Below are 22,157 nucleotides of genomic sequence, written 5' to 3'. Positions count from 1 at the left end.
CTGGACTCTCGACTTACTCGTCAGATACGTCCGTGGCTCTCCCGCACCACCGCGGGAGTCGAACCGTCGCCGTCGTTCCGTCTTCGACATCGAACGAGAGCCGACCGCCGAGCGCATCGACCGTCCAGTGGGCGGCCCACAGTCCGATACCGCTGCCGTGTTCCAGTGCGGACTCACCACCCGTCTCGACGACGCTGCGTTCGTACTCCGGGATACCGGGACCGTCGTCTGTGACCGTCACGACGAGGTCCGACTGGTCTTGGCGAATCCCGACGCGAACGTTCGGGTCGTCGCCACCGTGGTCGAACGCGTTCTCGACGAGTTCACGCACGACGAGTTTCGTCGCCGATTCGCTGCCCACGACCTGCAGCGTCGGTGGCGCGTCGATAGTTACCGACCCGGTATCGGACGACGACTGCACCTCGTTGACGACGCCTTCGACCGTCTGTACCGCGTCGAAGTTGTGTTCGGCGTCGATGTTCGCCATGACCTGCTCGACAGACCGCGCCTTCTCGCCGAGCGAGAGCAGGGCGTTCGACCGGGAGCGAATCGTCTCCGCTGCGTGTTGTTCGCCGTCCGGGAGGCGGTCTTCGACCATGTCGGCGTACCCGATGACGACCGTCATGTCGTTTCGGAGGTTGTGCCGGAGGACGCGGTTCAACACTTCGAGGCGCTGTCGGCGTCGAACACGGGCGGTCACGTCCGAGATGGTGACAGTTCGGCCGAGCGTTTGGTCATACTGGTCGGTCACTGGCGAGACAGTCACCTCGTACGTTCGGCGACGGCGGTCGACAGTCACGTCGACGAGTTGGCGGTCCGAGTCGAGGTTGACGCCCGGGAGGACCGCCGAAAGCGGTTCGAGCGCCGCCGACGCACCATCGATATCGAGGAGTGACGTCGCGGCCGCGTTTGCGTCGACGACGCGGTTCTCGCGGTCGAGGACGAGAATGCCGACCGCAACGTCGTCGATGGCGGAGCGGCGACCCAACCGACCCGTCGCTGGCGAGAGGCCGAACAGTTGGAACTGATAGAGTGCGTAGCCAAACGTCGCACCCGTCACCGAGAGCGCGATGGGGGTGAAGTTAATCATCGTCAGCGGGCCGAGTTGGAAGGTGTGGGCGACGTGTGCGACGGTCGGCGCAGTCGAGCCGATAGCGAGCGCGACAGCCTGTTCGCGGTAGTGAGAGAGTCGTTCGACCAGCATCTCCACCACGAGCACCAACCCGGTGCCGATGATGACGTACCCGTAGACGGCGTGGAGGAGGTACCAAAACGTCGGGTCGAACCGGACCGTCGCCGCGCCGAGAATCGGGTCGAGTCGGTAGTTCGTCCAGAGGAGGTTACTGGCCGGGTCGGCCAGCATACTGGCGACGACGAAGGCCGGAAAGATGAGCAACACGCCGACGGTTCGCTTCGTGAGCAGGTCGCCGCGGCCAGTGTACGCGAGCGAGAAGGCGAACCACGCCGGAGCGATGATTGCCTGTGCGATTTCGATTGGGATTTCGAACCACGCGCGAGTGCCGAGGTCGAACGTCGTGAGTGCGACCGCGTACGACGCAGCCCAGAGGGTCGCGGCGAACAGGAGGACAGAAAGCGACTTCGAGCCTGGTTCGGTCCCTTCGCGCCACGCAATCACCGCGATGGTTCCCGAGACTGCGGCTGCAAGCGCACACAGAACTACGAGGGGCGAAAGTACGCTAGCCGAGACCACGAGTAGCAATCCAAGTCCGCGGGCCTAACACTTGTGGGTCCACGGCTGCCTGCGATACGTCGTGTGGTCACGGTCACGACAGCACTCGACGCGGGCGACGAGCGACCGCGGCGAGGATGTAGATGACGGGGATGACCAAGACTGCCCCGGCGACGAACGGCGACCAGTACGCGAGGACGTAGAGCGCTGCCATCGCCGGCGGGCCCACAGTACGCCCGAGGCTGCCTGCGCCCTGCGTGACGCCGAAGGCGTTTCCCTGCTGGTCGTCCGAGGCGGAGGTCGAGACGAGCGTCGAAAGCGAGACGTTCAACATCCCGTTGCCGAACGAGAGGAGCGCACCGACGAGGAGGAGCGCGACGAGTTCGCGCGTGAGCCACGCCGGTCCAGCGATAGCGGGGAGGAACCCACCGAGCGTCGGCGAGAAGGGAAGGAGGGCAAGTGCGAGCATCAACCCGAATGCACCGACGACGGCCAGCACCGCTTCGGAGTACCGCCGAGCGAGTTGCCCGACGACGACGCCCTGATTCAGCGTGCCGAGAATACCGATGTACGTCAAGAACAACGCTGTCTCCGTCTCGCCGTAGCCGTAGATGTCGGCGGCGAAGGGAATGAACATGACCTGAATCCCCGAGAAGGCCACCGAGACGACGAAAAACGCCACGACCAGACCGCGGAGTGCGTCGTCGGCGAGCGCCCCCCGGAACTGTGAGACGAGGGTCGTCGTCGACGATGCGGCAGTACTGCGCTTTCTGTCCGGTTCGCGCAGGAAGACAAACGCGAAGCCAAGACTGACGAGACTCAACGCGGCAGCGGTGAAACTCGGCAGCGAGAAGCGCGTCGCCGGTACGACCGCTGGGAGAACGTCGCGAGCGCCAGCGACGACCGGGTCCGAAGCCATCAAGCCGCCGATAGCCGGGCCGAAGATGAACCCGAGGCTGAACGAGGCACCGATGAGTCCCAGCGCGCCAGCACGGCGTTCTGCGGGCGTGATGTCTGCGATGTACGCCTGTGCGGTGGCGATATTCCCGCCCATGGCTCCCGCAAGCATCCGTGAGGCGAAGAGCGTCGCCACCGCGGCAGTCGTCCCGAGTGCGAGTTCGACCTGTCCGGCGAGGCCGAAGACGGTCCACGCGAGGACGCTGCCGACGAGCGACAGCATGATGACCGGTCGCCGACCGCGCTGGTCGGAGATGCGACCGAGGATTGGTGCGGCGAGAAACTGCATGATGGAATACGACGCCGCGAGTAATCCGATGAACACGTCGCTGATGGCGAAGCTCCGCACGTAAAACGGGAGAATCGGGATAACCACCCCAAAGCCGAGCAGGTCGATAAACACGATTGCGATGACGACGGCGAGAGCGCGTTTCGACCCCGAACCCTCCTCGTCCGCCGGTGGGGGTGCTTCAGTTACAACTGCCGATTCCGGAACACTCACGACTCATCAATGGAGCGAGACGTTCCTAACCATTACGGCCAAACGCCGGAGAGGAGATTCGAGAGACCGACTCAGGCGTGGTAGCGGTCGATAACGCGTTTCGCCGCCGTCGCTTTCTCTTTCCACCCGTAGCCCGCCTCGTACACGTGGCGTTTCTTCTCGACGAGTTCCTGCGGCGTCGTCTCCTCGAAGCCGCCGCGGTCCCACGCACCCGTCTCGCGAAGCCAGTTGACGACGTTCTCGCGCGTCTCGGGCCACGAGAGACCGACCATCTCGTACCACGCAATCATGGCAAAGACGGCGTTGTCGTGACAGCCCGGGACGCTCCCTTTCAGGTAGAGCGTCCGCATCGGTTCGCGAGTCGGTTCGGAGACTTCTTCTCTGAACTCCTCGGCGGTGAGCAGTCGCAAGACGCCGGAGTTCGCCTCCGACACCCGTTCGTCGCGTGTGAGACGGTCCAGAGCGGCCTGCTGGAGGGGCCCCCACTCCCCCGGGGCTTCCTGGCGAAGCGTCTCTTCGTCGCACGGGCCGCCGGTGAGGACCGAGACGATATCGACGTATGCGCGTTCGACCTCGACCCACGGCGTCCCCTCGAACCGGCAGTCGGCGTCGTGGAGACTCGTCGTGGCGCGACAGTCCGGACACGGGTAGTCGAAGTGCGGCACGAGAGTGACTGATGGCGTGGTCCGTAATAGGTCGTGTGATGCGTCGGCGGCGCGGGTGGTCACCCGACCGGGAGATTCGTCGCGTTTATCGGTGGGCACCCGGAAGGAGGCGGTATGCGGATGCGCCCGCTCCACGCTCGCTACCCGTTCTTCGCCGCGGCCAGAGAGGCGGTCGAATCGGCAGACGTCGCTATCGCGGCGCTCATCGCCGAAGACGCCCCGGCCGTCGAGCGTGGCGTCGAGCGCGTCGAACGAGCCCTCATGGAGGGGACCGTCGAACCCGACGACCCCTACGCGTGGGACACACAGGAAGAACTGCTTTCGTACCCAATCGCCCGCATCCTCGTCTCGCTTATCGAGACGCCCGCGGCGGTGGACAAATACGCCCGCGCCGAGGCCGACACCGCCTACGAGCGCATGGTCGACGACTTCGGCGCAAACGGTGATGGCGTCGAAGGCGAGGCCCGCGCCTCGTTCGACGAGGTGCTTCAGGAGTTCGACCTCGACGGGGCGGTGCGAACCGAACGACAGGAGAGTCGACACCGTGCCCCGGACCACTACTGGGTCGATGTTGGCCCGTATCTCACCTACTCGGACCCCGACTGGGGCGACGAGTGGCGGCTGGTCAACCGAGCACTCGCCGACGGCGCGGTTCGCGTCGCCCGAAAGGAACTGTACAGTATCCTCCGCGAAGCGACACGTCGCCGAGTCTCCGAGGGTCTTCCCTTCGCCGTCCGCGGCAGCGACGCAGGTGACCAACTCGCGGCGGCGCTCGACTCCCACGTCCAGCGTATTCGGAATCTGCTTTCTGACCGCGGTGCTATCAACGCCGTCTACGCCGACTCGGTCGAACCGGACCTGTTTCCGCCGTGTATCTCGGCGCTCCTCGAACGGACCCAAGACGGCGAATCACTGCCCAACGAGGCGGCCTTCTCCCTTGCGGCGTTCCTCGTCGGCGTCGGCCTCGACCCCGAAGAAGTCGGCAGCGTCGTCGGCGACGCGAGCGCGGAGGCACTGGAAACGCGAGCAACGGTGCTCGCAGACTCCAGCGGGTCACAGTTCGCGCCGCCCTCCTGTGAGACGATGCAGGCGTACGACCTCTGTGTGAATCGCGACGACCGCTGCGACACCATCGCCCACCCGATGGCGTACTACGAGACGGCGATGGAAGACGCCGAGTGAGCCGGATGCAACGTTTTCCAACGGTTTCGAATGCTGTCAGCCGCCGTTAGCGACATCGTCACGACAGCGTCGTCACTCACTCGGAAACCGGACGAGAGGAGAGAGAAACCGCTTGCGTTCTTCTGCCGGCTTAGGACGACCGGGACAACCAGATGCCGATACCAGCCATCACGAGCACGAACGCCGCGATAGCTCCCACGAGAGCGAGACCGCCCGTGGCGACCAGTCCAGTCTGATTGTAGGTCGCGCCGATGCCGACGATGAGGGCGATAAATACCCCGACCGCGACGATGGAGACGGCAATCTTCCGACGCATCTCCGCTTCGATAGCCATGCGACGACGTATCCGTGGCCATTCTAAAAGGGCTTCGATGGAGCGCTCCCGAGACGGGCACTCTGGCGGGTGAATTCCACCCGAAACGAGGGTTTAGGTCGCTCGGGGCCGTATATCTACGTACTGGGAGCCACCGGAGGACAACCACTGGAGACTCCCCGGCACCACCATGACGCACACCGTACACACACCCGCGTCGACTCGCCGCCCGGTGCGCCGAAAGACGACGCTTCCGCCCGATGGACTGTCCGGTCGTTCACGCCGCGCACGCGTCGAACCAATGGCCGTGCGACCGCTTCGCGACGGCCGCTACGTCGTCGAAACCGACGGCGGCACCTACGTCGTCGACGTTGACGCCCGCACCTGTACCTGCCCCGACAACGCCATCCGACACGCTCGCTGTAAGCACCTGCGCCGCGTCGCTATCGAGATTACGCGCGGCGAAGTCCCGCCACCGGGTCGCCGTAGCGCCACCTGTGCCGTCTGCGGTGACAAGACGTTCGTCCCGATGGAGGCGACCGGGCCGTACCTCTGTTCTGACCACGAGCACCACCCCGGTGACCTCGTCCACGACCGCGAGACCGGAAGCCTACTCGTCGTCACCCGCGACCTCGGCACCCGCGCCGACGAGACCCGAACTGAGACCGGAGACCTCGTCTCCGACTACGAGACCAACGCCGACTACGGCGACCACGAACCGGTCTTCGAGGCCGTCTACCTCGGGTCGCTACCGGCAGACGCTGGACTCGCTGACCTCGGAGAATTGCGGGCGTACCGATTCCCGGCCTCTCGTCTCCGGCGGGTCGAACAGGGGTTCGTCGGGGTGCAGTCACTCGGCGAGCGATTTGCGCGGGTGTGAATTCGAAATAAGAGACAGCTACGAGTCGCCCAGACGCGTCTGCGTCGGCCCGCCGACGAACGAGTCGAAGTCTTCGCCCTCCGAGAGTGCGGTTTCCTTCTTGACGCGGTAGTTGCCGCCGTCGGTCACATAGAGGTCGCCCGGGTGGAAGAAGTACCAATCTTCACGGTCGAAGCGCACGGCGATGCGGGCTTTCGCCCCGAAGTTCTGCGAGAAGTAGATGAGGGCTTCGACCTCTTCGCCGTCGAGATAGATGGGGCGGCCGCTGGACGCCTTCGCCTCGATGGCGTAGAACACGTCGCCGTTGCCCGCGAGCACGTCGGGGAGTTCCCGGGTCGTCGCGCTCCCGGACGCGGGGGCACGCATGACCGCGAACCCGGCCTCGTCGAGTCTGTTGACGAGTTCGCGCTCGCGCCGGTCGCCCTTTCTGTTCGAAGACATAGTCGTGAGTCGGGGAGTGGCCGTGATAAAAGAGACGAAGCGACGTCTCGGCGAACCCCGTCGGTACGATGCTGCGAGTGGACCTGCGCATCTCGCTACTCGGTGAGCGGCGTCGCCGCAGTCCACAACTGCTGAAACTGCCGTTCGAATTCGTCGACGACGGCCTGTTCTTGCACCGCGACGATGCCGAAACGGTCGGCGGCCGACTGCGGGTGCGGGATGTCGACCGACGCGACCGTCCGGTCGACGACGTCGAACGAGACCGGAATCTCCGGGTGGGCCCTGAGTTCGACTGTCGGCGACTGCGACCCAATCAGACTCGGGAACTCCTCGGGAAGCACGTCGAGAACGCGGTCGCTGAGGAGTATCGACACGTCGAGGTCTGCCTGTGCGCCGTCGAAGAACGCGTCGAACTCGGTCTGGAGCGTCTCCCACGAAGCCTGCTCGTAGGGCGGTCCGACAGCAGCGTGAAGCGTCGAAGTCGCCGTCCGAACGTGTTGCTGCATCGCCGTCTGCATCTCGTCGCTGCCGAGCGACCCGAGCCAGAGGTTGCCGTCTGCCGGGGGCGTCGGCAGGAGATTCGACCGAACCGTGTCGGCGACATCGAGATAGCGCGACCACTCTTCGGACAGTTCCGCGGCGCGCTCTGCGAGCAGTCGCTCGACCGCAGTCGGCGGGTCGACGGGGACGTACCGCGTCGGCTGTGTCGAGTGCGTCCGAACGAGTCGTCTGGCTTCGAGGCCGTTGAGAACGTCGTAAATCCGACCTTTGGGAACCTCGCTCGCCTCCGAGAGCGCCGTTGCAGTCGCCGCGCCCGTGACGAGGAGCGTCCGGTAAACCTTCTCTTCGTAGCTCGACAGGCCGAGTTCGCCGAATTCGGTCATTGTCGCGTACTGAACGATTCGGTGGCGGATGCTTGGTAATTCTGGAACAACGCCCCGCAAGTGGCGGGATATTTCAGAATCATCATACGTCGAGTAAGACGACCGACTGACATGAATCCGTACGTACTGCTCGCTGCCGCAATCGTCTCAGAACTCGTCGGAACGACCGCCCTCAAACTCTCGGCGGGCTTTTCGAAGCCAGCACCAAGTATCGGCGTCGTCGTCGGTTACGGAGTCGCGTTCTACTTGGTCTCGCTGACGCTGGAAGAACTCCCAATCGGCGTCGTGTACGGGACGTGGGCCGCACTCGGTATCGTGGGCGTGGCAGCTATCGGCATCGTCGTGTTCGACGAGCCAATCGACCTGACCGGCGTCGTCGGCATGCTTCTCATCCTCGCGGGCATCTACTGTGTCAACGTCCTCTCCGAGATGAGCGCTCACTAGCGGCTCTGGACGCTGACGGAGCGCACGGCACCGACCACTAACCGACCACCAACCGGCCACCAGCCAACCACTAACCGACCACTAACCGGCCACCAGCCAGCCATCAACCGACCACCCACCAACCCGGCTATCTCCCCCGCTTCGGCCCCCACACGGCTTCCTGCGCCTTCGAAAACGAGTCAATACAGACCACATTCATCTCATCGTAACAGTCACCAAAAGGATAAGTCTCGTGTCGTGTGAACTATATACATCACATGGTGGGTCTCCACGAAAGCGACGTGAAGTACGGAGGGTTCGTAGTCGCTGCCATTGGCTTTCTGGGGACCCGATACACAGTGTTAGAGTCGATAGATGCCAGTTCGACCCTCAGCGAGTTTCTCATCGGACAGGCAGCGTTTCTCGTCCTCGGTCTGGGGTTGACCGTCTTCGGCATCGGGCTTGTGGTGAGTTCGTACGACGAGACGTTCGTAAACACCGTCGCCGCGTGGAGCGTCCTCGGCACGCTTTCGATGGTCATCGTCCTTGTATTGACTCTGACCGGAACCGAAGACGCCACCAAACTGACCGAGTTCACCCGGTCGGCGCTCGTCGCGAACGTCCTCATCGGCGGGTCTGTCGGCGGCGTCCTCACCGGCGTTCGCGCGGCGATGAACAAACGCCACCGTCGCGAGTTGTCGAAACAGGCAGACAGACTGACCGTTCTCAACCGGATTCTCCGCCACGAAGTGCTGAACAAGGTGAACGTCATCCGTGGCTACGCAGACCTCGACGTGGCCGAACAGACGACTGGCTCGTCGAATTTGCAGGTCATTCAACGAAACGCCGACCGCATCAACACGTCCATCTCCGAACTCCGAGCCATCGTCGGCCCGGCGAGTGAGGGGTCGGTTTCGACGCGAGTGTACCCGAGACTCCGGTCGGCAATCAACGATGTCCGAACGTCGTACCCGGACGCGAGCATCTCGCTTGACGCCGACGCACCGGCAGAGACGCGCGTCGTGGCCGACGCACACCTCGATACCGCGTTTCGACACCTCCTCGAAAACGCAGTCGTCCACGCCGACATCGACGACCCGCACGTCTCGGTTCGGGTGTCGTCACACGACAACCACGTTACCATCGACATCACCGACGAGGGGCCGGGAATCCCAGAGAACGTCGCTGCAGTCGTCGAAGAGCGCGACCTCCCCGAGTACGACGACCCGACCACGGGCTTCGGACTCACCCTCGTGCGACTGCTCGTGGTTGACAAATACGGTGGCAACGTCGACGTGGAGACTACCGAAGATGGGTCTGTCGTGACCGTCTCGCTTGCGCACTCCACAGAGAACGTGGTCGACGACTCGTCTGGATACGGAATCCCGCCGTGGGTGCTCGGCATCACCACTGTCGCAGCCATCGTCTCGGGTGTCGCGATGGGTGCCGTCACAGAGTTACTCACCGACTCGTTCGCCATCATCGGTGCACTCTACGGCGTGATGAACGTCGGCGTCGGGTGGGTGACACACCTCTTTCACAGCGTCGTCTTCGGCATCCTCTTCGCGGCGGCCGTCTGCAACAGTGACCCGTGGAGTGTAACCCACCGCCCAGCGGTGATGGCCGGTCTGGGTGTGGTGTACGGCCTGTTTCTGTGGTTCTTCGCGGCGGGGTTCGTCATGCCGCTTTGGCTCCAGTGGGTCGGTATCGACGCGACCGTCCCGACACTCTCTGTGCCGAGTCTCGTCGCACACGCCGTGTGGGGTGCTGTCTTCGGGAGCCTCTTCGGACTCGGTGTGAAGAAGCGCCGGTAGCGCGTGCCACCAAGCCTTTTGTCTGCTGTCGAAAAGCTCGACGCATGAATCGCCAGAACAGACGCGCCCTCGTCTGTCTCCTCGTCGGAGTCGCACTACTGGCGAATCCCTTGTACGTCTATCCAGAGAGCGTCTCCTACGAAACGACGCTCACGTACGAGGCCGAGGCGACGAACGAGATTCCCGAGTACGGGCACCACGACATCGATATCCGCTGGTGTCCGGGCGGCCGCGACTGTGCAGTCGCGTCGGCACTCGCCAGCGGGCAGACGCTTCGTGTCGACCTCCCGACGGGCAGTACCGCCGAGGAGTACGACGAACCGCTCGCCCACGACTACGACTACGTTCGTCTGGCCGAGGGCGACGCCCGGTTCTATCGGCTCGTCGAACGATTCGACGACGGCTCACTCGTTCTCACGGTCGAACCCGTCGCTGACGAGGCGATGCGGAAGGCGGCCGCAGAGGAGTCCGAAGACGTGCCCGAGTACGTCCAGTCGGCCATCGAAACCGGCTCTGCGACCGTCACCGAGTCCGAGGCGAGGGAACACACCTGGTTCGTCGAGCACGACGGCCAGTACTACGAAGTTCGGAACACGGGACAGACCCGCACCCCGACCGGGTGGGGCTGGAAAGCACCACCGGATATCGTCGTCGAGGCGATGCGTCTCACTGGATGGATAGGCGGCATCGCACTCGTCTGGCGGGCGGGCGAGTGGACCGAACGTGGTCGAAACGCGTAGAAAACGGTCGTCTGGGTGTGGTCGGGCTTACGTCCCGTGGGCCCAGCTACCCATGTATTCGCGCTGTTTGTCGGTCATCGAATCGAACTCGATGCCCTCGGCTTCCAGCTTGATTTCGGCGACTTCGCGGTCCAGTTCGTCGGGAACCTCGTGGACACCGGCGTCGTAGTCGTCGCCGTTCTCGACGAGTTCGCGCACGACGACAGCCTGCACGCCGAACGACTGGTCCATGACCTCGACCGGGTGGCCGAGTGCGATGGGCGACGCGAGGTTGACGAGGCGACCCTCGGCGAGGACGTTGAGGCGGCGACCGTCTTCCATCTCGTAGGCGTCGACACCGTCGCGGGCCTCGTACTGGTCGACCGCGAGGTCGGAGAGTGCGTCGAGGTCGATTTCGATGTCGAAGTGACCGGCGTTGGCGAGGAGGACGCCGTCTTTCATCTGCTCGAAGTCCTCGCGGGTGATGACGTCGCGGTTGCCGGTGGTCGTGATGAACACATCGCCGACCTTCGCGGCCTCTTCCATCGGCATGACCTCGTAGCCCTCCATGTGGGCTTCGAGTGCGCGCCGGGGGTCAACCTCGGTGACGATGACGTTCGCGTTCTGTCCAGCGGCCTTCTTCGCGACACCCTTGCCACAGTGGCCGTAGCCGCCGACGACGACGTTCTTCCCGGCGTACGAGAGGTTCGTCGTCATGGCGATGGTCGCCAGCGAGGATTCGCCCGTGCCGTGGACGTTGTCGAAGAGGCGCTTCATCGGCGTGTCGTTGACGGCGAAGACGGGGTACTTCAGTTCGCCGTCTTCGTCCATGGCGCGCAGGCGGTGGACACCCGTGGTCGTCTCCTCAGCGCCGCCGACGATGGTCTCGATGAGTTCGGGGTACTCCTCGTGGATGGTGTAGACCATGTCCATCCCGTCGTCGACGGTGATGGTCGGCTCGTGAGAGACGACCGCATCGATGGCCGCGTAGTAGCCCTCTTCGTCGACGCCGCGGACGGCGTAGGAGGTGATGTCGTCGTGTGCGTCGAGTGCGGCGGAGACGTCGTCGTGGGTCGAAAGCGGGTTGCAACCGGTGATGGCGACTTCCGCACCACCGAGAGCCAGCAGTTCGACGAGGTTCGCCGTCTTCGCTTCGACGTGCATGGCCATGCCGACGACCTCGCCAGCGAACGGCTGGTCGGCCTCGAACTGGTCGCGGAGTTCCTGCAGGATAGGCATGTGCTGGAGCGCCCAATCCATCTTGCGTCGTCCCTCTTCCCGGGCAGCCTCGACGTCGTCGAGGTGCTCGGAGACGGGAGCGTAGTGTTCGCTCATATCGGGTCTTCGGCGAGGCGTCCGAAAACCTTACCGAAGGCAGTCGGGGTCCCGCCCGAACCTACAAGTGTCAATGGAAAGATTACCACAGTGATGCCAGATGCTCGTCGTAGACAACGGGACCACGGTCGCAGAACAGGAGTTGTTCGCCTTGATGAGCGCCCCTGCGGTCCCGGACCTATTGCGTGTCGCCGACGAACCACTGACGGTGAAAGAACTGAGTAACCGCGCTGACGTTCCGCTCTCGACGGCGTACCGGGAGGTAAACAGACTGCACGAGGTCTCACTTCTCGAAAAGTCAATCGTCGTCAACCACACCGACGGCCGCCACGTCTCGCAGTACTGCCGAACGTTCGAGTCGATGGAAGTGACGGTCACCGACGACGGGTTGCGCGTTGAGTTAGACGAATAAGCTGTTCTTCGGTGTGGGAGTCTAGATACGGTCGCGGAGCTCTGTGACCGCTTCCCGAGCGCGTTCCATCACTGAAGACTCGTCGAGCGTCAGGACTTCGCGGTCCTGCATCAACACCTGTCCATCGCAGACGGTGTGCCGAACGTCGGACCCGCGGGCAGCGTACGCGAGGTGGCTCACGAGGTCGTTGGCAGGAGTCAGGTGGGGTGCGTCGAGGTCGACGACGGCGATATCGGCGACGCCGCCGACTTCGAGTGCGCCACCCGGAAGCCCGATTGCATCTGCGGACCCGGCGGTTCCCATGCGAACCACATCTTCCGCAGCCACCGCGCTGGCGTCGTCCGCGGCGAGTTTGCCAATCATCGCGGCGTCGCGCATCTCGTCGAACATGTCGAGGTCGTTGTTCGAGGCGGCTCCGTCGGTTCCGATACCGACCGTGACGCCCGCGTCGAGCATGTCCTGTACGGGTGCCATGCCCGAGGCGAGTTTCATGTTCGACGCAGGACAGTGGACGACGCCCGTTCCGGACTCGGCGAGCAAGGAGATTTCCTCGTCGTCGACGTGGACGCCGTGGGCGATGAAGTCGCGCTCGGTCAGCATACCGAGGTCCTTGGCGTACGAAAGCGGGTGCTCGTCGCGTTCCTCGACGATTGGGTCGACCTCGTCGGTCGTCTCGTTGGCGTGGTAGTGGACCGGAATATCGTCTTCGTGCGCCTCGGCGGCGGCCTCGCGGAGATACTTCTCGCCGACCGTCGTCAGCGAGTGCGGCATCACGGCCGTTCGGATGCGGCCGTCGGCAGCGCCGTCGAACTCGCGGGCGATTTCGATGCTCTCTTCGATGTCGTCCCACGCGTCGTCGTCGTCCTTGCCGATGGTGACAGACCCGTGGCCGAGTCGGGCGCGAAGGCCCGCATCCTCGACTGCATCGACGATTTCGGGCACGTCGAAGTACATGTCCGCGAAGGTGGTCGTTCCCGACCGAATCATCTCGACGAGACCGAGTTCGGCACCGACGCGAATGTCGTCGGCCGTGAGCGCCGCTTCGGCCGGCCAGATGTCCTCGCGGAGCCACGCGTCGAGTTCCTTGTCGTCGGCGTAGCCGCGGAGGAGGGTCATCGAGACGTGACAGTGGGCGTTGACCAAGCCGGGCATCACCAGACAGCCGTCGGCGTCGAGTGTCTCCGACGCGTCGGCGTCGAGGTCCGTGCCGATGTCGAGAATCGTACCGTCGTCGCGGTCGACGAGGACGTCCGCGCGCTCGACCGTCATGTCGGGGCGGAGTACCTGTCCACCCTCGATTCGGAGCGTATCCATGCCGGGCGTTTTGCTCGGGGTGCCGTGAATCCTCCGTCTCAGCGTCGCCGATTCCCCAGACCTCTCTGAAAGGAGATACTTTCCCGAAATACGAGAATCGGCTGCCGGGCTTACGTACACCCCCTTACTATCGAGGGTCATGGAACCCCCGTTGGAGTTCGCGCTCGCTCCGGGGCACGTCCAGACGGCCGCTGGCCCGCTCGTCACCGCCATCGTCACCCTTTCCGGAGTTGCATCAGTCACGCTGGCGGTGCTCGGGGTCGCGGTGTTCTACCGCCGACGGACGCGGTCGCACCTGCTCATCGCGTTGGCGCTTCTCGCCTTCGCGTCGCGTGCAGGGGTCGTGGCGCTCACGTTCGCCGGTGTCATCTCGGACGTCGACCACCACGTCGCCGAACACGTCTTGGACCTCGTGATGGCCGGACTCGTCCTCGCGGCCATCTACTACGCCCGGTCTATCGAGCGCGAGACGGGGGCACACGAACCATGAGCGAGACACGAATCCGCGTCGCCGACCATATCAAGCACAACCCGGGTATCCACTTCAACGAGCTCGTGCGCACGCTCGACCTCGCACCCGGTCAAGTACAACACCACATTCGCCGACTCCTCTCCGAACAGTCGGTTCGACGAAGCGAGTTCTACGGCCGGACACACTACTACCCGCCGGACTTCGACGCGTGGGAACGCGGCGCGCTGGCACTCGTCCGGCGCGAGACCGCCCGCGACATCCTCGGCCACCTGCTCGAACACGGCGACGCCCGCCCCGACGACGTGGCACAGGATATCGGCGTCGCCCGCAGCACGCTGGAGTGGCACCTCGACCACCTCGTTGAGCGCGACCTCGTGGAAAAAGAACGCGACCTTCACAACCGCGTGACGCTCGTCCTCACTCACCCGAGCCGGACGACGAAGCTCCTCGACGACGTGTCGCCCTCGCTGCCCGAGCGGTTCGTAGACCGGTTCGACCGACTCATCGACACGCTCGTCGAAGGGTGAAAGACCCCGAGGCGTTTGCGGCGGGCGAAAGCCAGTTAGCCCCCCAGTGTGAGGTGACTGTATGAGAATCGCCGTTCCCAACAAAGGCCGCTTGCACGAACCGACTATCGACCTTCTGGAACGTGCCGGCCTCCATCTCGACAACGGCGCCGACCGGAAACTCTACGCCGATACGGTCGACCCCGACGTGACCGTTCTCTTCGCCCGCGCCGCCGACATCCCCGAATACGTCCGTGACGGGGCGGCCGAAGTCGGTATCACAGGACTCGACCAGGTCCGTGAATCCGGCCACCGTCTCGCCGAACTCCTCGATTTAGAGTACGGAAAGTGCCGACTCGTCCTCGCCGCCCCCGAAGACGGCGACATCGAGTCGGTCGAAGACGTGGCTGGAAAGACCGTCGCCACCGAGTTCCCGAACATCGCCCGCACCTACTTCGACCGGCAGGAAATCGACACCGACGTGGTCGAAGTGACCGGCGCGACCGAACTCACCCCGCACGTCGAGATGGCCGACGCCATCATCGACATCACCTCGACGGGGACGACGCTCCGAGTCAACCGCCTCGCAATCGTAGACGAAGTGCTCTCCTCGTCGGTTCGGCTGTTCGCCCGCCCGGAAGTGGTGGACGAGCCGAAGGTCGCACAACTCGTGATGGCCCTCGAATCCGTCCGCTCGGCCGAAGGCAAGCGCTACCTGATGATGAACGCCCCGCGAGACAAACTCGACACCGTCAAAGACGTCATCCCCGGACTGGGCGGCCCGACAGTGATGGACGTCGCGGGCGACGAGACCGTCGCTGTCCACGCAGTCGTCGACGAACGCGACGTGTTCGAGGTCGTGAGCGACCTGAAGAACGTGGGTGCGAGCGGTATCCTCGTCACCGAAATCGAGCGATTGGTCGAGTAGTCGTTCCGTCTCTACGACTCGGTTTCTTTCCAGCGCAGTTCCGGCACCGACACCGACGAGTCCAGCCCGAGCGTGCCGTACCTAAACTGGACGTACCACGCGATACAGAGCGCACCGACGACCATCGCGCCGACACCGAGCAAGCCAGCCTCGGGGCCAAACGGTCCGCCAGTGACCACGTCCGGGCCGCGCTCTGTCGTCTCGACGAGTGACGTACCGAAGTCGAGGCCGCTCACTGCGAAGCCGTAGACGCCGCCCTGCACGAAGTTCCACGAGATGTGGATGCCTGTCGGAATGGCGAGGTCGCCGGTGAGAACGTAGCCGAGACCGAGCATGACGCCCGCGAGCGTGATACTGAGCGTGCTGGCGAGACTCGAATTCGGGTTCTGGAGATGCGCGATACCGAAGACGGCCGACGAGACGACGAGCGCGGTCGTGAGCGCCGTTGGCACGTCGAATCGCCAGCGAAGCCCTTCTGCGACGTTCGTGAGGACGACGCCGCGCAAGAGGAGTTCTTCGGAGATGCCGACCGCGATGAAGAACACGAAGAGCGCGACCACGCCGAGTACGCGGTCGACACCGAGTTGCACCGGGGTGACCGCAATCCAGTCGGTCGCCAGTCCGACGAGGAAGATGAGCGTCATCAACACCCCGCCAAGGGCGAGGCCGAACCCGAGGTCGAGGAGCCAGTCGCGGTCGATGCCGAATCCGAGGTCCGAGACGGTTCGTCGGTCAATATAACGAGCGACGAGGAAGCCAGCCAGCCCGGTCGTACTGACCGAGACGAGCGAAATTACGAGTCGTCCGAATCTGCTCGTCCCGAGGAGGGCGGAAACGGTTCCACCGACGGCAATGCCGACGATAATCGCGACGAGAATGACGACGAGAGGAGTAGCGAGGAGTCGAAGCGGCGCACGAGGGCGGCGTTCGGTACTGTTCCAGAGGAGTGTTCGAGGGGACACACTCGGCGGTTGTCTGTCCAAACTAATGAAGCTACACAGGACGAACCACCGACAAATCAACCTCCGTCACGGAGTTGGCCGGCTCAGACCGGCGCAGTCGAGAGGATGACGGCGAGTCCGAACAGGACGACGCCGAGGATGACCGAGACGACGAAGTGGATAAAGACCACGTAGGCCGACAGGCGGTTCGACTGGCCGTAGAGGAATTTGACGAGTCCGAAGTCGAACCCGATGGCGAGTGCGAGTGCGAGAAACGAGTTCAACTGAAACGTCGTAAAGACGACGGCGATGGCTGCCGGAACAGGACCCACGGCGAACGCCTTCTTGACTTCGACGTCGCCGAGGACGTTCCGTGCAGCGATGTGTGCGGTGAGAGAGAGAAACAGCGCGAACAGCGCGAAGGTTCCGGCGACGGCGGTTATCGGCGCGCCGTCGGTCGCCGTCTGCAGGGAGAGCACGTCCATATCGGCCGAATGGACGCGACGAACTTAGGTTCGGTCGATTCGTGCCCGGTCAGAACGAGCCGAGGAGACCGAGGTCCGAGAGACGCGAGATGATGACGTCGACCGCGGCTGCGGCGTCTTCCGGCTTCTTGCCACCCGTGATGACGAGTTTGCCCGACCCAAAGAGGAGCGCGACCACGCTTGGTTCGTCGAGGCGGTAGACGAGACCGGGGAACTGCTCCGGTTCGTACTCGATGTTCTCCAGACCGAGCCCGATGGCGATGGCGTTGAGGTTCAGGTTCTCACCGAGGTCCGCGCTCGTGACGATGTTCTGGACGGTGATTTCGGGGTCGTCGTCGACCGGAATCTGAAGCTCTCGGAGCTTGTCGAAGACGATACCGAGGCTCTCGTGAACGTCGTCTGTCGACTTCGCGCCGGTGCAGACAATCTTCCCGGAGCGGAAGATGAGCGCCGCAGACTTGGGGTTCTGGGTACGGTAGACGAGACCGGGAAACTGCTCGGGGTCGTAGTCTGCGCCCTCGAGGTCCATCGCCACGCTCTGGAGGTCCAACTCCTGGCCGATTCCCGTGGAGGCGACGACGTTCTCGATGTTAATTGTGTCCTTGGGGTCGGTCATGTAACGGTTTAAGTCACGTATTTAACCTTTAAAAAGATTGGTGCAGGAGACTGACAACTTACACCCGCCGCCGGATGATTTGGACGTTCCGGGCGGTGACCACCACGCCCAGAAATGTCAGCGCTCCAGGTATTGCGAGTCGAGCAGAGGCTGGTCTGAGAACCCAGTAGGTCGCGAAGAACAGCGCCACAGAGACGATTTTCAAGACGGCGAACGAGCCCGGTCCGGGGTCGCCACCAGAGAGCAGTCGAACGATTGGATTGCCTTCCTGAATGCCCGCGAATCTGACGCCGAGGACGGTCGTGACGTAGTCTCCGAGACCGTAGGCGAGCGCCGCCGCGCCCCAGAGCATGGCGTCGAGAGAAGCCATGCGAGTGGATTCTATCCAGTGATAATAAATTTCGTCGTCGCCGAACTATCACGTTCGGACGACTACTGGTGCTGTTCCCATCCAACTCCAAGACGGGCCCACCGGCGACCGATATCCTCATTTTCGCGGGCCGTCAGTTCCGAGCGTGTACGGATTGGAACTCGCCGGCGAAGAAGACGACTTCGCCGCCCGCGAGGCCGAGTCGGCGGCGACAGGCGTCGAAGTCGTCGCGCCCGGCCTCGCCACCGCCCGCGGCGTCGATGCCGACCGAGCGGCGCATCTCGCATACACCCGCCGCGTCGTCGAACTCGTCGGCCACTGCGACCCGGATATCGAGGCCGCCCGCGCTATCGTCGAGGGAGCCACCATCGACCGCGAGGGAACCGTCGCTGTCCGCGCCCGCGACGTTCGCGCCCTAACGGGCATCAGCACCACCGACGCGGAGCGCCGACTCGGCTCCGCACTCGTCGACCGTGGCTTCGGCGTCGACCTCGACGACCCGGACCACGAACTCCGCGTCTACTTCTCCGAAGACGCCTGTCTCGTCGGCTGGACCGTCGTCGAGGGCGTCCGTGGCTTCGGCGACCGAAAACCCACCGACCGGCCGTTCTTCCAACCGGGGAGCATGGCACCCATGGACGCCCGCGCCTTCGTCAACATGGCCGGTGCGGAACCCGGTGCTCGGATTTTGGACCCGATGTGCGGCACCGGCGGCGTCCTCCTCGAAGCCGGGTTAGTCGGTGCCGACGTGGTCGGCGTCGACGCACAGGCGAAGATGGCCCGCGGTGCGCAGGTGAACGTGGACCACTACGTCGGCTCCGGTGCGGTCATTCGCGGCGATGCGACGGCACTCCCACTCTGCGACGATTCGATGGACGGCGTCGTCTTCGACGCCCCGTATGGTCGGCAGTCGAAGATTGCTCAGCACTCGCTCGCGGATTTGGTCGGTGGAGCACTCGCGGAGGTTCACCGGGTCGCGCCGCAGTGCGTGATGGTCGCCGATAGGTCGTGGGTCGATGAAGCCGAAGACGCTGGCTGGGAGGTCGAACAGGTGTTCGAACGGCGGGTGCACCGGTCGCTAGTGCGGTACGTGCATCTGTTGCATCGAGCAGACTAGATTTCAATCGATGCAGGTCGTCTGTAACGACGACACGTCAACGACTGCATTGGAGCCGTTGTAGCTTCAACCCAACTAGGGTTCGTCTGTAACTCGCACGAGACCTCGTTATGGGCATCGACGTACCGATGCTTCAACCCAACTAGGGTTCGTCTGTAACAAGGTGCTCGCTCCTGGATTGGGGGGTCATCGCAGCTTCAACCCAACTAGGGTTCGTCTGTAACTGTCGGTAACGATGCCATCGGTCACCCACGCACCAGTGGGCTTCAACCCAACTAGGGTTCGTCTGTAACAATCAAGTCACCGGCAATGCCGTCTAACTCAAAGATTGCTTCAACCCAACTAGGGTTCGTCTGTAACCATATCCAATTCGTAGGCGTAGAGTCCTATATCCACCGCTCTCACTCATCAGTTTCCGTCGACCCTCAGTACACCTCTCAGCCCCGGGGGGTCGACTGTAGTTTGGAGAGCACCCGAACAGGTCCAAGACGGGTGTCCGCAAACGCCCACCACGGCCGAGTCGCTGTCGTATCACCGAGTACAGTTCGTCAGAGTGTCATCAGTCGAAAGCACCCGGTCAGAAACTCGGCGCACCGACTCGCTTCCCGCGCCGGTAGAGATAGAACGTCAACAGCGGCAGGGACACGGCGAAGGCCGGGGAGAAAAGCGGCCCTGCGATATTGACGACCCCGGGGACGACCCACGCCCAGTGGGGGTGCCACGAGTCGTCGGTCTTCTGCAACTCGTGGATATCCAAGACGAGCGCCCCTAACACGATGACAGCGAGGAGCATCGCGGCACCCTGTGCGAAGAGAAACACGCCGAGCAAAAGCATGTAGACACTCGGGTTTTCGGGACTGACGAGACGGTGAACGCCGATGAACCCGACTACCGGAAGCAGGCTGGTGATGAGCGTGAGTGGGAACATGGCGACCCCGTACCACCAGTCCGACGGCGAGGAGGAAGTGGTGGTGGAAGAGGCGGAAGCTGTGGAGGGCATACGAAGACCGACAGCGCCGAGGAAGAAGACAGTTGTCAAGTTGCTGTCCCGAGACTGGATGCGTTGCTACTCAGGGTGCCAGAGTCAGTCAAAAAGCGCAAACGGTGAGAGCCGGGGTGCCGTTTACGTTGAGATGGTGTCGCAGTTCCAACCCGGGTCCTGACCGGTCCGAGCGATGAGGTCAGACCGGCACGCCGGGCAGTAGTCGGGAACGTCCGATTCGTTTTGCGGGACGTACACCCCGCCGCCGCACTCCACGCACGCATCGTCGACGATAGTCACGCAATCCGCACAGATGTTGAAGTCGTCCACTGTGAGGTCGCGCAGCGTTTCGAGTTGTTTGTCCAGGAAATACTCGTCGATGACCGACCGACAACTGTGACATGGCTTCATAGCGGTACAGAATGTGGGTTGGTAGCATAGTACATATATCTATCGCCGCGAAAGTCTCAAAATTGGAACAGCACGGAGAGAGTGAAAGAAAGAGGTTGCAGGGGTTAGGAGACGCGACAACTACTTCGCAACGACCGTCTCGCCCGCCCGCACCGACTCACCTTTCTCGACAACCACGTCCTCGACACCAAACTCGGGCGGCAACAACACGTCCGCACGAGAGCCAAAGTCGATGTGGCCGATTTTGTCACAACGGGCGAGTTCGTCGCCGGGCGCGACGTAGGGGTGAATCCGCCGGGCGAACGCCCCGGCGATGAGGGACACCTCGTACTCGTCGCCGCGGTCGCCTACGACCTCGATATCGACGCGCTCGTTCCTATCAGAATCCTTCGAGAACGCCGGTTTGTGGGCACCGGGGCGGTGGGTCACGTCCCGAACCTCGCCCGCGACGGGTGCGCGGTTGACGTGCACGTCGGTGACGTTCATGAACACCCCGACGCGAACGCGGTCGCCCTCCTCGCGAATGACGGAGACGTGGCCATCGGCGGGTGAGATAACGCCCGATTCGGCTGGTGGCGTTCGCTCGGGGTCGCGGAAGAACCAGAGGACGAACGCACCGATGCCGAGGAGCACTGCGCCTGCGGGTGGGAAGACGAACGCCGCGACTGCCGCGCCGAGGAACGCCGGAAGGGCGAACCGTCGGTAGCCGGGAGCGAACTTCATTCAGGCCTCGTCGCGGACTTCCGCGCCCCAACTCGTGAGGAGATGGGTGATGTGTAGGCGGTCGTCGATGCCGGTCACGAGGTCCAAATCAACCCCCCCGGCGAGTTCGTGGAGGCGAGCGAGTTCGCCGTCGGCGAATCGCTCGGGCGTCGCGTCGGCGACCCGGAGGATGCCACGGAGGAGTTCCTGGCCCTCGTAGCCCTCGTCGTCGAGGAGGGTCGTGACAGTCTTTCTGGCGTCGCGGATGTCGCCCTCGCGGGCCTGAATGAGGAGCGTCTTCAGTTCGTCGTCGAAGCCAACGTCGCCGAGGGCGGCGTGGACAGTAGACATCGTCACCTCGTCGGCTTCGGTGGCGGTGCGCTGCGCCGAGAGGATGGCCTTGCGGATGTTGCCACCCGAGGCGTCGGCGAGGAACTGGAGTCCACTCGCGTCGTACTCGACACCCTCGGCGTCAAGGATGTCGGCGAGGAGCGCTTCGAGGTCCTCGTCAGCCGGTGCGGACATCGGCACCGGGAAGCACCGCGAGCGAATCGGTGGGATGAGCTTCGAGGGCTGACGCGTGGTGATGATAAACTGCGTCGTCCGGTGGTGTTGTTCCATCACGCGGCGAAGCGCCTGCTGGAAGTCCTCGCGGATAGATTCGGCGTTGTCGAGAACGATGGTCTTGTAGGTCCCCGACATCGGGGCGTAGCTCGCCGACTCCTTGAGCACGCGATTTATCATGTCGCGTTTGGCCATGCGGCTCCGACCGTCGAGGAACTGCTCGAACCGGGGGTCCTGTCGAATATGCTTTTTCGTCCGGTTGAAGAAGTCCGCGACGTTGAGTTCGATGAGGTCGTTGTCGGGGTCATCGTGGGCGGCTTCGGCGAGCGCGCGGACTGCGGCGGTCTTGCCGACGCCCGGCGGCCCCTGCACGACGAGATTCATCGGCTCGTCCACGGCGCGGCGGAAGCGTTCGCGAGCCTCCGGCTGTGGGAGTTCGTCGAGTGTCGGCGCGTGCGTCTCGGTCCACAGCGGCGCGTCCATTGGACTGCCGTAACAGACGGTCGGGTAAGAATCGGTCGGTCCGTGTCGT

The 22,157-nt window shown here is 63.7% G+C and carries 26 protein-coding genes and 1 CRISPR repeat array; of the genes, 10 read left to right on the top strand and 16 right to left on the bottom strand.

Annotated elements, in window-relative coordinates; genetic code table 11:
* Window positions 1-13 precede the first annotated feature (13 nt).
* The 3 genes from C453_RS03025 to C453_RS03015 form a co-directional block, all read right to left on the bottom strand.
* Window positions 14-1,711, bottom strand: a complete 1,698-nt coding sequence (locus tag C453_RS03025; RefSeq protein WP_049907482.1) for a sensor histidine kinase — start codon at window positions 1,709-1,711, stop codon at window positions 14-16.
* Window positions 1,712-1,784: 73 nt separating this feature from the next.
* Window positions 1,785-3,149, bottom strand: a complete 1,365-nt coding sequence (locus tag C453_RS03020; RefSeq protein ID WP_008322633.1) for an MFS transporter — start codon at window positions 3,147-3,149, stop codon at window positions 1,785-1,787.
* Window positions 3,150-3,220: 71 nt separating this feature from the next.
* Window positions 3,221-3,814: a DUF7474 family protein gene (locus tag C453_RS03015; protein WP_008322632.1), complete on the bottom strand. Its 594-nt coding sequence runs from the start codon at window positions 3,812-3,814 to the stop codon at window positions 3,221-3,223.
* Between the two features lie 120 nt (window positions 3,815-3,934).
* On the opposite strand from C453_RS03015, the gene C453_RS03010 reads away from it, so the two are divergent.
* Window positions 3,935-4,996: a DNA primase large subunit PriL gene (locus C453_RS03010; protein ID WP_008322631.1), complete on the top strand. Its 1,062-nt coding sequence runs from the start codon at window positions 3,935-3,937 to the stop codon at window positions 4,994-4,996.
* 130 nt (window positions 4,997-5,126) lie between these two features.
* Here C453_RS03010 and C453_RS03005 read toward each other — a convergent pair whose 3' ends face one another.
* Window positions 5,127-5,330: a DUF7472 family protein gene (locus tag C453_RS03005; protein WP_008322629.1), complete on the bottom strand. Its 204-nt coding sequence runs from the start codon at window positions 5,328-5,330 to the stop codon at window positions 5,127-5,129.
* A gap of 211 nt (window positions 5,331-5,541) precedes the next feature.
* On the opposite strand from C453_RS03005, the gene C453_RS03000 reads away from it, so the two are divergent.
* A complete protein-coding gene (locus tag C453_RS03000; protein ID WP_008322628.1) occupies window positions 5,542-6,189 on the top strand; it encodes an SWIM zinc finger family protein in 648 nt (215 codons plus the stop codon).
* 18 nt (window positions 6,190-6,207) lie between these two features.
* On the opposite strand, the gene hjc is transcribed toward C453_RS03000, so the two are convergent.
* Complete coding sequence (gene hjc, locus C453_RS02995) at window positions 6,208-6,630, bottom strand: Holliday junction resolvase Hjc (RefSeq protein ID WP_008322627.1); 423 nt, start codon at window positions 6,628-6,630, stop codon at window positions 6,208-6,210.
* A gap of 95 nt (window positions 6,631-6,725) precedes the next feature.
* Complete coding sequence (locus C453_RS02990) at window positions 6,726-7,514, bottom strand: TrmB family transcriptional regulator (RefSeq protein ID WP_008322626.1); 789 nt, start codon at window positions 7,512-7,514, stop codon at window positions 6,726-6,728.
* Window positions 7,515-7,625: 111 nt separating this feature from the next.
* Between C453_RS02990 and C453_RS02985 the strand changes: the two genes are divergently transcribed.
* The 3 genes from C453_RS02985 (at window position 7,626) to C453_RS02975 (ending at window position 10,491) form a co-directional block, all read left to right on the top strand.
* A complete protein-coding gene (locus C453_RS02985; protein ID WP_008322625.1) occupies window positions 7,626-7,958 on the top strand; it encodes a DMT family transporter in 333 nt (110 codons plus the stop codon).
* Window positions 7,959-8,215: 257 nt separating this feature from the next.
* Complete coding sequence (locus C453_RS02980) at window positions 8,216-9,751, top strand: ATP-binding protein (RefSeq protein ID WP_008322624.1); 1,536 nt, start codon at window positions 8,216-8,218, stop codon at window positions 9,749-9,751.
* A gap of 44 nt (window positions 9,752-9,795) precedes the next feature.
* Complete coding sequence (locus C453_RS02975; protein WP_008322623.1) at window positions 9,796-10,491, top strand: hypothetical protein; 696 nt, start codon at window positions 9,796-9,798, stop codon at window positions 10,489-10,491.
* A 27-nt stretch (window positions 10,492-10,518) separates the two neighbouring features.
* Here C453_RS02975 and C453_RS02970 read toward each other — a convergent pair whose 3' ends face one another.
* Window positions 10,519-11,805: an adenosylhomocysteinase gene (locus C453_RS02970; protein WP_008322622.1), complete on the bottom strand. Its 1,287-nt coding sequence runs from the start codon at window positions 11,803-11,805 to the stop codon at window positions 10,519-10,521.
* 100 nt (window positions 11,806-11,905) lie between these two features.
* On the opposite strand from C453_RS02970, the gene C453_RS02965 reads away from it, so the two are divergent.
* Window positions 11,906-12,217, top strand: coding sequence for a helix-turn-helix domain-containing protein (locus C453_RS02965; RefSeq protein WP_007544232.1), 312 nt, complete (start codon window positions 11,906-11,908; stop codon window positions 12,215-12,217).
* A gap of 21 nt (window positions 12,218-12,238) precedes the next feature.
* Here C453_RS02965 and C453_RS02960 read toward each other — a convergent pair whose 3' ends face one another.
* Window positions 12,239-13,531, bottom strand: coding sequence for an amidohydrolase (locus C453_RS02960; RefSeq protein ID WP_008322621.1), 1,293 nt, complete (start codon window positions 13,529-13,531; stop codon window positions 12,239-12,241).
* A gap of 139 nt (window positions 13,532-13,670) precedes the next feature.
* Between C453_RS02960 and C453_RS02955 the strand changes: the two genes are divergently transcribed.
* From C453_RS02955 to hisG, 3 genes are all read left to right on the top strand, one after another.
* Window positions 13,671-14,021: a DUF7471 family protein gene (locus C453_RS02955; RefSeq protein WP_008322620.1), complete on the top strand. Its 351-nt coding sequence runs from the start codon at window positions 13,671-13,673 to the stop codon at window positions 14,019-14,021.
* Window positions 14,018-14,530: a winged helix-turn-helix transcriptional regulator gene (locus C453_RS02950; protein WP_008322619.1), complete on the top strand. Its 513-nt coding sequence runs from the start codon at window positions 14,018-14,020 to the stop codon at window positions 14,528-14,530. The genes C453_RS02955 and C453_RS02950 overlap by 4 nt, the downstream gene beginning before the upstream one ends.
* A 61-nt stretch (window positions 14,531-14,591) precedes the next feature.
* Window positions 14,592-15,437 carry an ATP phosphoribosyltransferase gene (gene hisG / locus C453_RS02945; RefSeq protein WP_008322618.1) on the top strand — a complete coding sequence of 282 codons (846 nt, stop codon included), beginning with the start codon at window positions 14,592-14,594 and terminating at the stop codon, window positions 15,435-15,437.
* An 11-nt stretch (window positions 15,438-15,448) separates the two neighbouring features.
* Here hisG and C453_RS02940 read toward each other — a convergent pair whose 3' ends face one another.
* The 4 genes from C453_RS02940 to C453_RS02925 form a co-directional block, all read right to left on the bottom strand.
* Window positions 15,449-16,399, bottom strand: coding sequence for a CPBP family intramembrane glutamic endopeptidase (locus C453_RS02940; protein ID WP_008322616.1), 951 nt, complete (start codon window positions 16,397-16,399; stop codon window positions 15,449-15,451).
* An 83-nt stretch (window positions 16,400-16,482) separates the two neighbouring features.
* Window positions 16,483-16,863 (bottom strand): DUF7473 family protein, encoded by a 381-nt coding sequence (locus tag C453_RS02935; protein WP_008322615.1) that lies wholly within the window; start codon window positions 16,861-16,863, stop codon window positions 16,483-16,485.
* Between the two features lie 49 nt (window positions 16,864-16,912).
* A complete protein-coding gene (locus C453_RS02930; RefSeq protein ID WP_007544216.1) occupies window positions 16,913-17,479 on the bottom strand; it encodes a TATA-box-binding protein in 567 nt (188 codons plus the stop codon).
* Between the two features lie 58 nt (window positions 17,480-17,537).
* The gene (locus C453_RS02925) at window positions 17,538-17,849 is read right to left on the bottom strand and encodes a DUF5658 family protein (protein ID WP_049907481.1); all 312 of its coding nucleotides are present in this window, start codon (window positions 17,847-17,849) and stop codon (window positions 17,538-17,540) included.
* Window positions 17,850-18,003: 154 nt separating this feature from the next.
* On the opposite strand from C453_RS02925, the gene C453_RS02920 reads away from it, so the two are divergent.
* Window positions 18,004-18,966, top strand: a complete 963-nt coding sequence (locus C453_RS02920) for a methyltransferase domain-containing protein (RefSeq protein WP_049907519.1) — start codon at window positions 18,004-18,006, stop codon at window positions 18,964-18,966.
* Window positions 18,967-19,029: 63 nt separating this feature from the next.
* Window positions 19,030-19,326: a CRISPR direct-repeat array (repeat unit 30 nt; unit sequence GCTTCAACCCAACTAGGGTTCGTCTGTAAC).
* Window positions 19,327-19,543: 217 nt separating this feature from the next.
* Here the strand turns inward: C453_RS02920 and C453_RS20520 are convergent.
* From C453_RS20520 to C453_RS02900, 4 genes are all read right to left on the bottom strand, one after another.
* Complete coding sequence (locus C453_RS20520) at window positions 19,544-19,966, bottom strand: hypothetical protein (RefSeq protein WP_241430657.1); 423 nt, start codon at window positions 19,964-19,966, stop codon at window positions 19,544-19,546.
* 123 nt (window positions 19,967-20,089) lie between these two features.
* On the bottom strand, window positions 20,090-20,359 hold the full coding sequence (locus tag C453_RS02910) for a DUF7571 family protein (RefSeq protein ID WP_008322609.1): 270 nt from the start codon (window positions 20,357-20,359) through the stop codon (window positions 20,090-20,092).
* Window positions 20,360-20,479: 120 nt separating this feature from the next.
* Window positions 20,480-21,082, bottom strand: a complete 603-nt coding sequence (locus tag C453_RS02905) for a protein sorting system archaetidylserine decarboxylase (RefSeq protein ID WP_008322608.1) — start codon at window positions 21,080-21,082, stop codon at window positions 20,480-20,482.
* Window positions 21,083-22,108, bottom strand: coding sequence for an AAA family ATPase (locus tag C453_RS02900; protein ID WP_008322607.1), 1,026 nt, complete (start codon window positions 22,106-22,108; stop codon window positions 21,083-21,085).
* Window positions 22,109-22,157: the final 49 nt, after the last annotated feature.

The sequence above is a fragment of the Haloferax elongans ATCC BAA-1513 genome, from assembly GCF_000336755.1.
GTDB lineage: Archaea > Halobacteriota > Halobacteria > Halobacteriales > Haloferacaceae > Haloferax > Haloferax elongans.
The sequence above is the reverse complement of the archived record's forward strand: the minus strand, read 5'-3'. Positions and strand labels throughout refer to the sequence as shown.

Excerpts from the sequence above, each read along its gene's own strand:
- C453_RS03010 (WP_008322631.1), top strand. The coding sequence starts at position 3,935 with ATGCGCCCGCTCCACGCTCGCTACCCGTTCTTCGCCGCGGCCAGAGAG.
- C453_RS03005 (WP_008322629.1), bottom strand. The coding sequence starts at position 5,330 with ATGGCTATCGAAGCGGAGATGCGTCGGAAGATTGCCGTCTCCATCGTC.
- hjc (WP_008322627.1), bottom strand. The coding sequence starts at position 6,630 with ATGTCTTCGAACAGAAAGGGCGACCGGCGCGAGCGCGAACTCGTCAAC.
- C453_RS02990 (WP_008322626.1), bottom strand. The coding sequence starts at position 7,514 with ATGACCGAATTCGGCGAACTCGGCCTGTCGAGCTACGAAGAGAAGGTT.
- C453_RS02985 (WP_008322625.1), top strand. The coding sequence starts at position 7,626 with ATGAATCCGTACGTACTGCTCGCTGCCGCAATCGTCTCAGAACTCGTC.
- C453_RS02980 (WP_008322624.1), top strand. The coding sequence starts at position 8,216 with ATGGTGGGTCTCCACGAAAGCGACGTGAAGTACGGAGGGTTCGTAGTC.
- C453_RS02975 (WP_008322623.1), top strand. The coding sequence starts at position 9,796 with ATGAATCGCCAGAACAGACGCGCCCTCGTCTGTCTCCTCGTCGGAGTC.
- C453_RS02970 (WP_008322622.1), bottom strand. The coding sequence starts at position 11,805 with ATGAGCGAACACTACGCTCCCGTCTCCGAGCACCTCGACGACGTCGAG.
- C453_RS02965 (WP_007544232.1), top strand. The coding sequence starts at position 11,906 with ATGCTCGTCGTAGACAACGGGACCACGGTCGCAGAACAGGAGTTGTTC.
- C453_RS02960 (WP_008322621.1), bottom strand. The coding sequence starts at position 13,531 with ATGGATACGCTCCGAATCGAGGGTGGACAGGTACTCCGCCCCGACATG.
- C453_RS02955 (WP_008322620.1), top strand. The coding sequence starts at position 13,671 with ATGGAACCCCCGTTGGAGTTCGCGCTCGCTCCGGGGCACGTCCAGACG.
- C453_RS02950 (WP_008322619.1), top strand. The coding sequence starts at position 14,018 with ATGAGCGAGACACGAATCCGCGTCGCCGACCATATCAAGCACAACCCG.
- hisG (WP_008322618.1), top strand. The coding sequence starts at position 14,592 with ATGAGAATCGCCGTTCCCAACAAAGGCCGCTTGCACGAACCGACTATC.
- C453_RS02935 (WP_008322615.1), bottom strand. The coding sequence starts at position 16,863 with ATGGACGTGCTCTCCCTGCAGACGGCGACCGACGGCGCGCCGATAACC.
- C453_RS02930 (WP_007544216.1), bottom strand. The coding sequence starts at position 17,479 with ATGACCGACCCCAAGGACACAATTAACATCGAGAACGTCGTCGCCTCC.
- C453_RS02925 (WP_049907481.1), bottom strand. The coding sequence starts at position 17,849 with ATGGCTTCTCTCGACGCCATGCTCTGGGGCGCGGCGGCGCTCGCCTAC.
- C453_RS20520 (WP_241430657.1), bottom strand. The coding sequence starts at position 19,966 with ATGCCCTCCACAGCTTCCGCCTCTTCCACCACCACTTCCTCCTCGCCG.
- C453_RS02910 (WP_008322609.1), bottom strand. The coding sequence starts at position 20,359 with ATGAAGCCATGTCACAGTTGTCGGTCGGTCATCGACGAGTATTTCCTG.
- C453_RS02905 (WP_008322608.1), bottom strand. The coding sequence starts at position 21,082 with ATGAAGTTCGCTCCCGGCTACCGACGGTTCGCCCTTCCGGCGTTCCTC.
- C453_RS02900 (WP_008322607.1), bottom strand. The coding sequence starts at position 22,108 with ATGGACGCGCCGCTGTGGACCGAGACGCACGCGCCGACACTCGACGAA.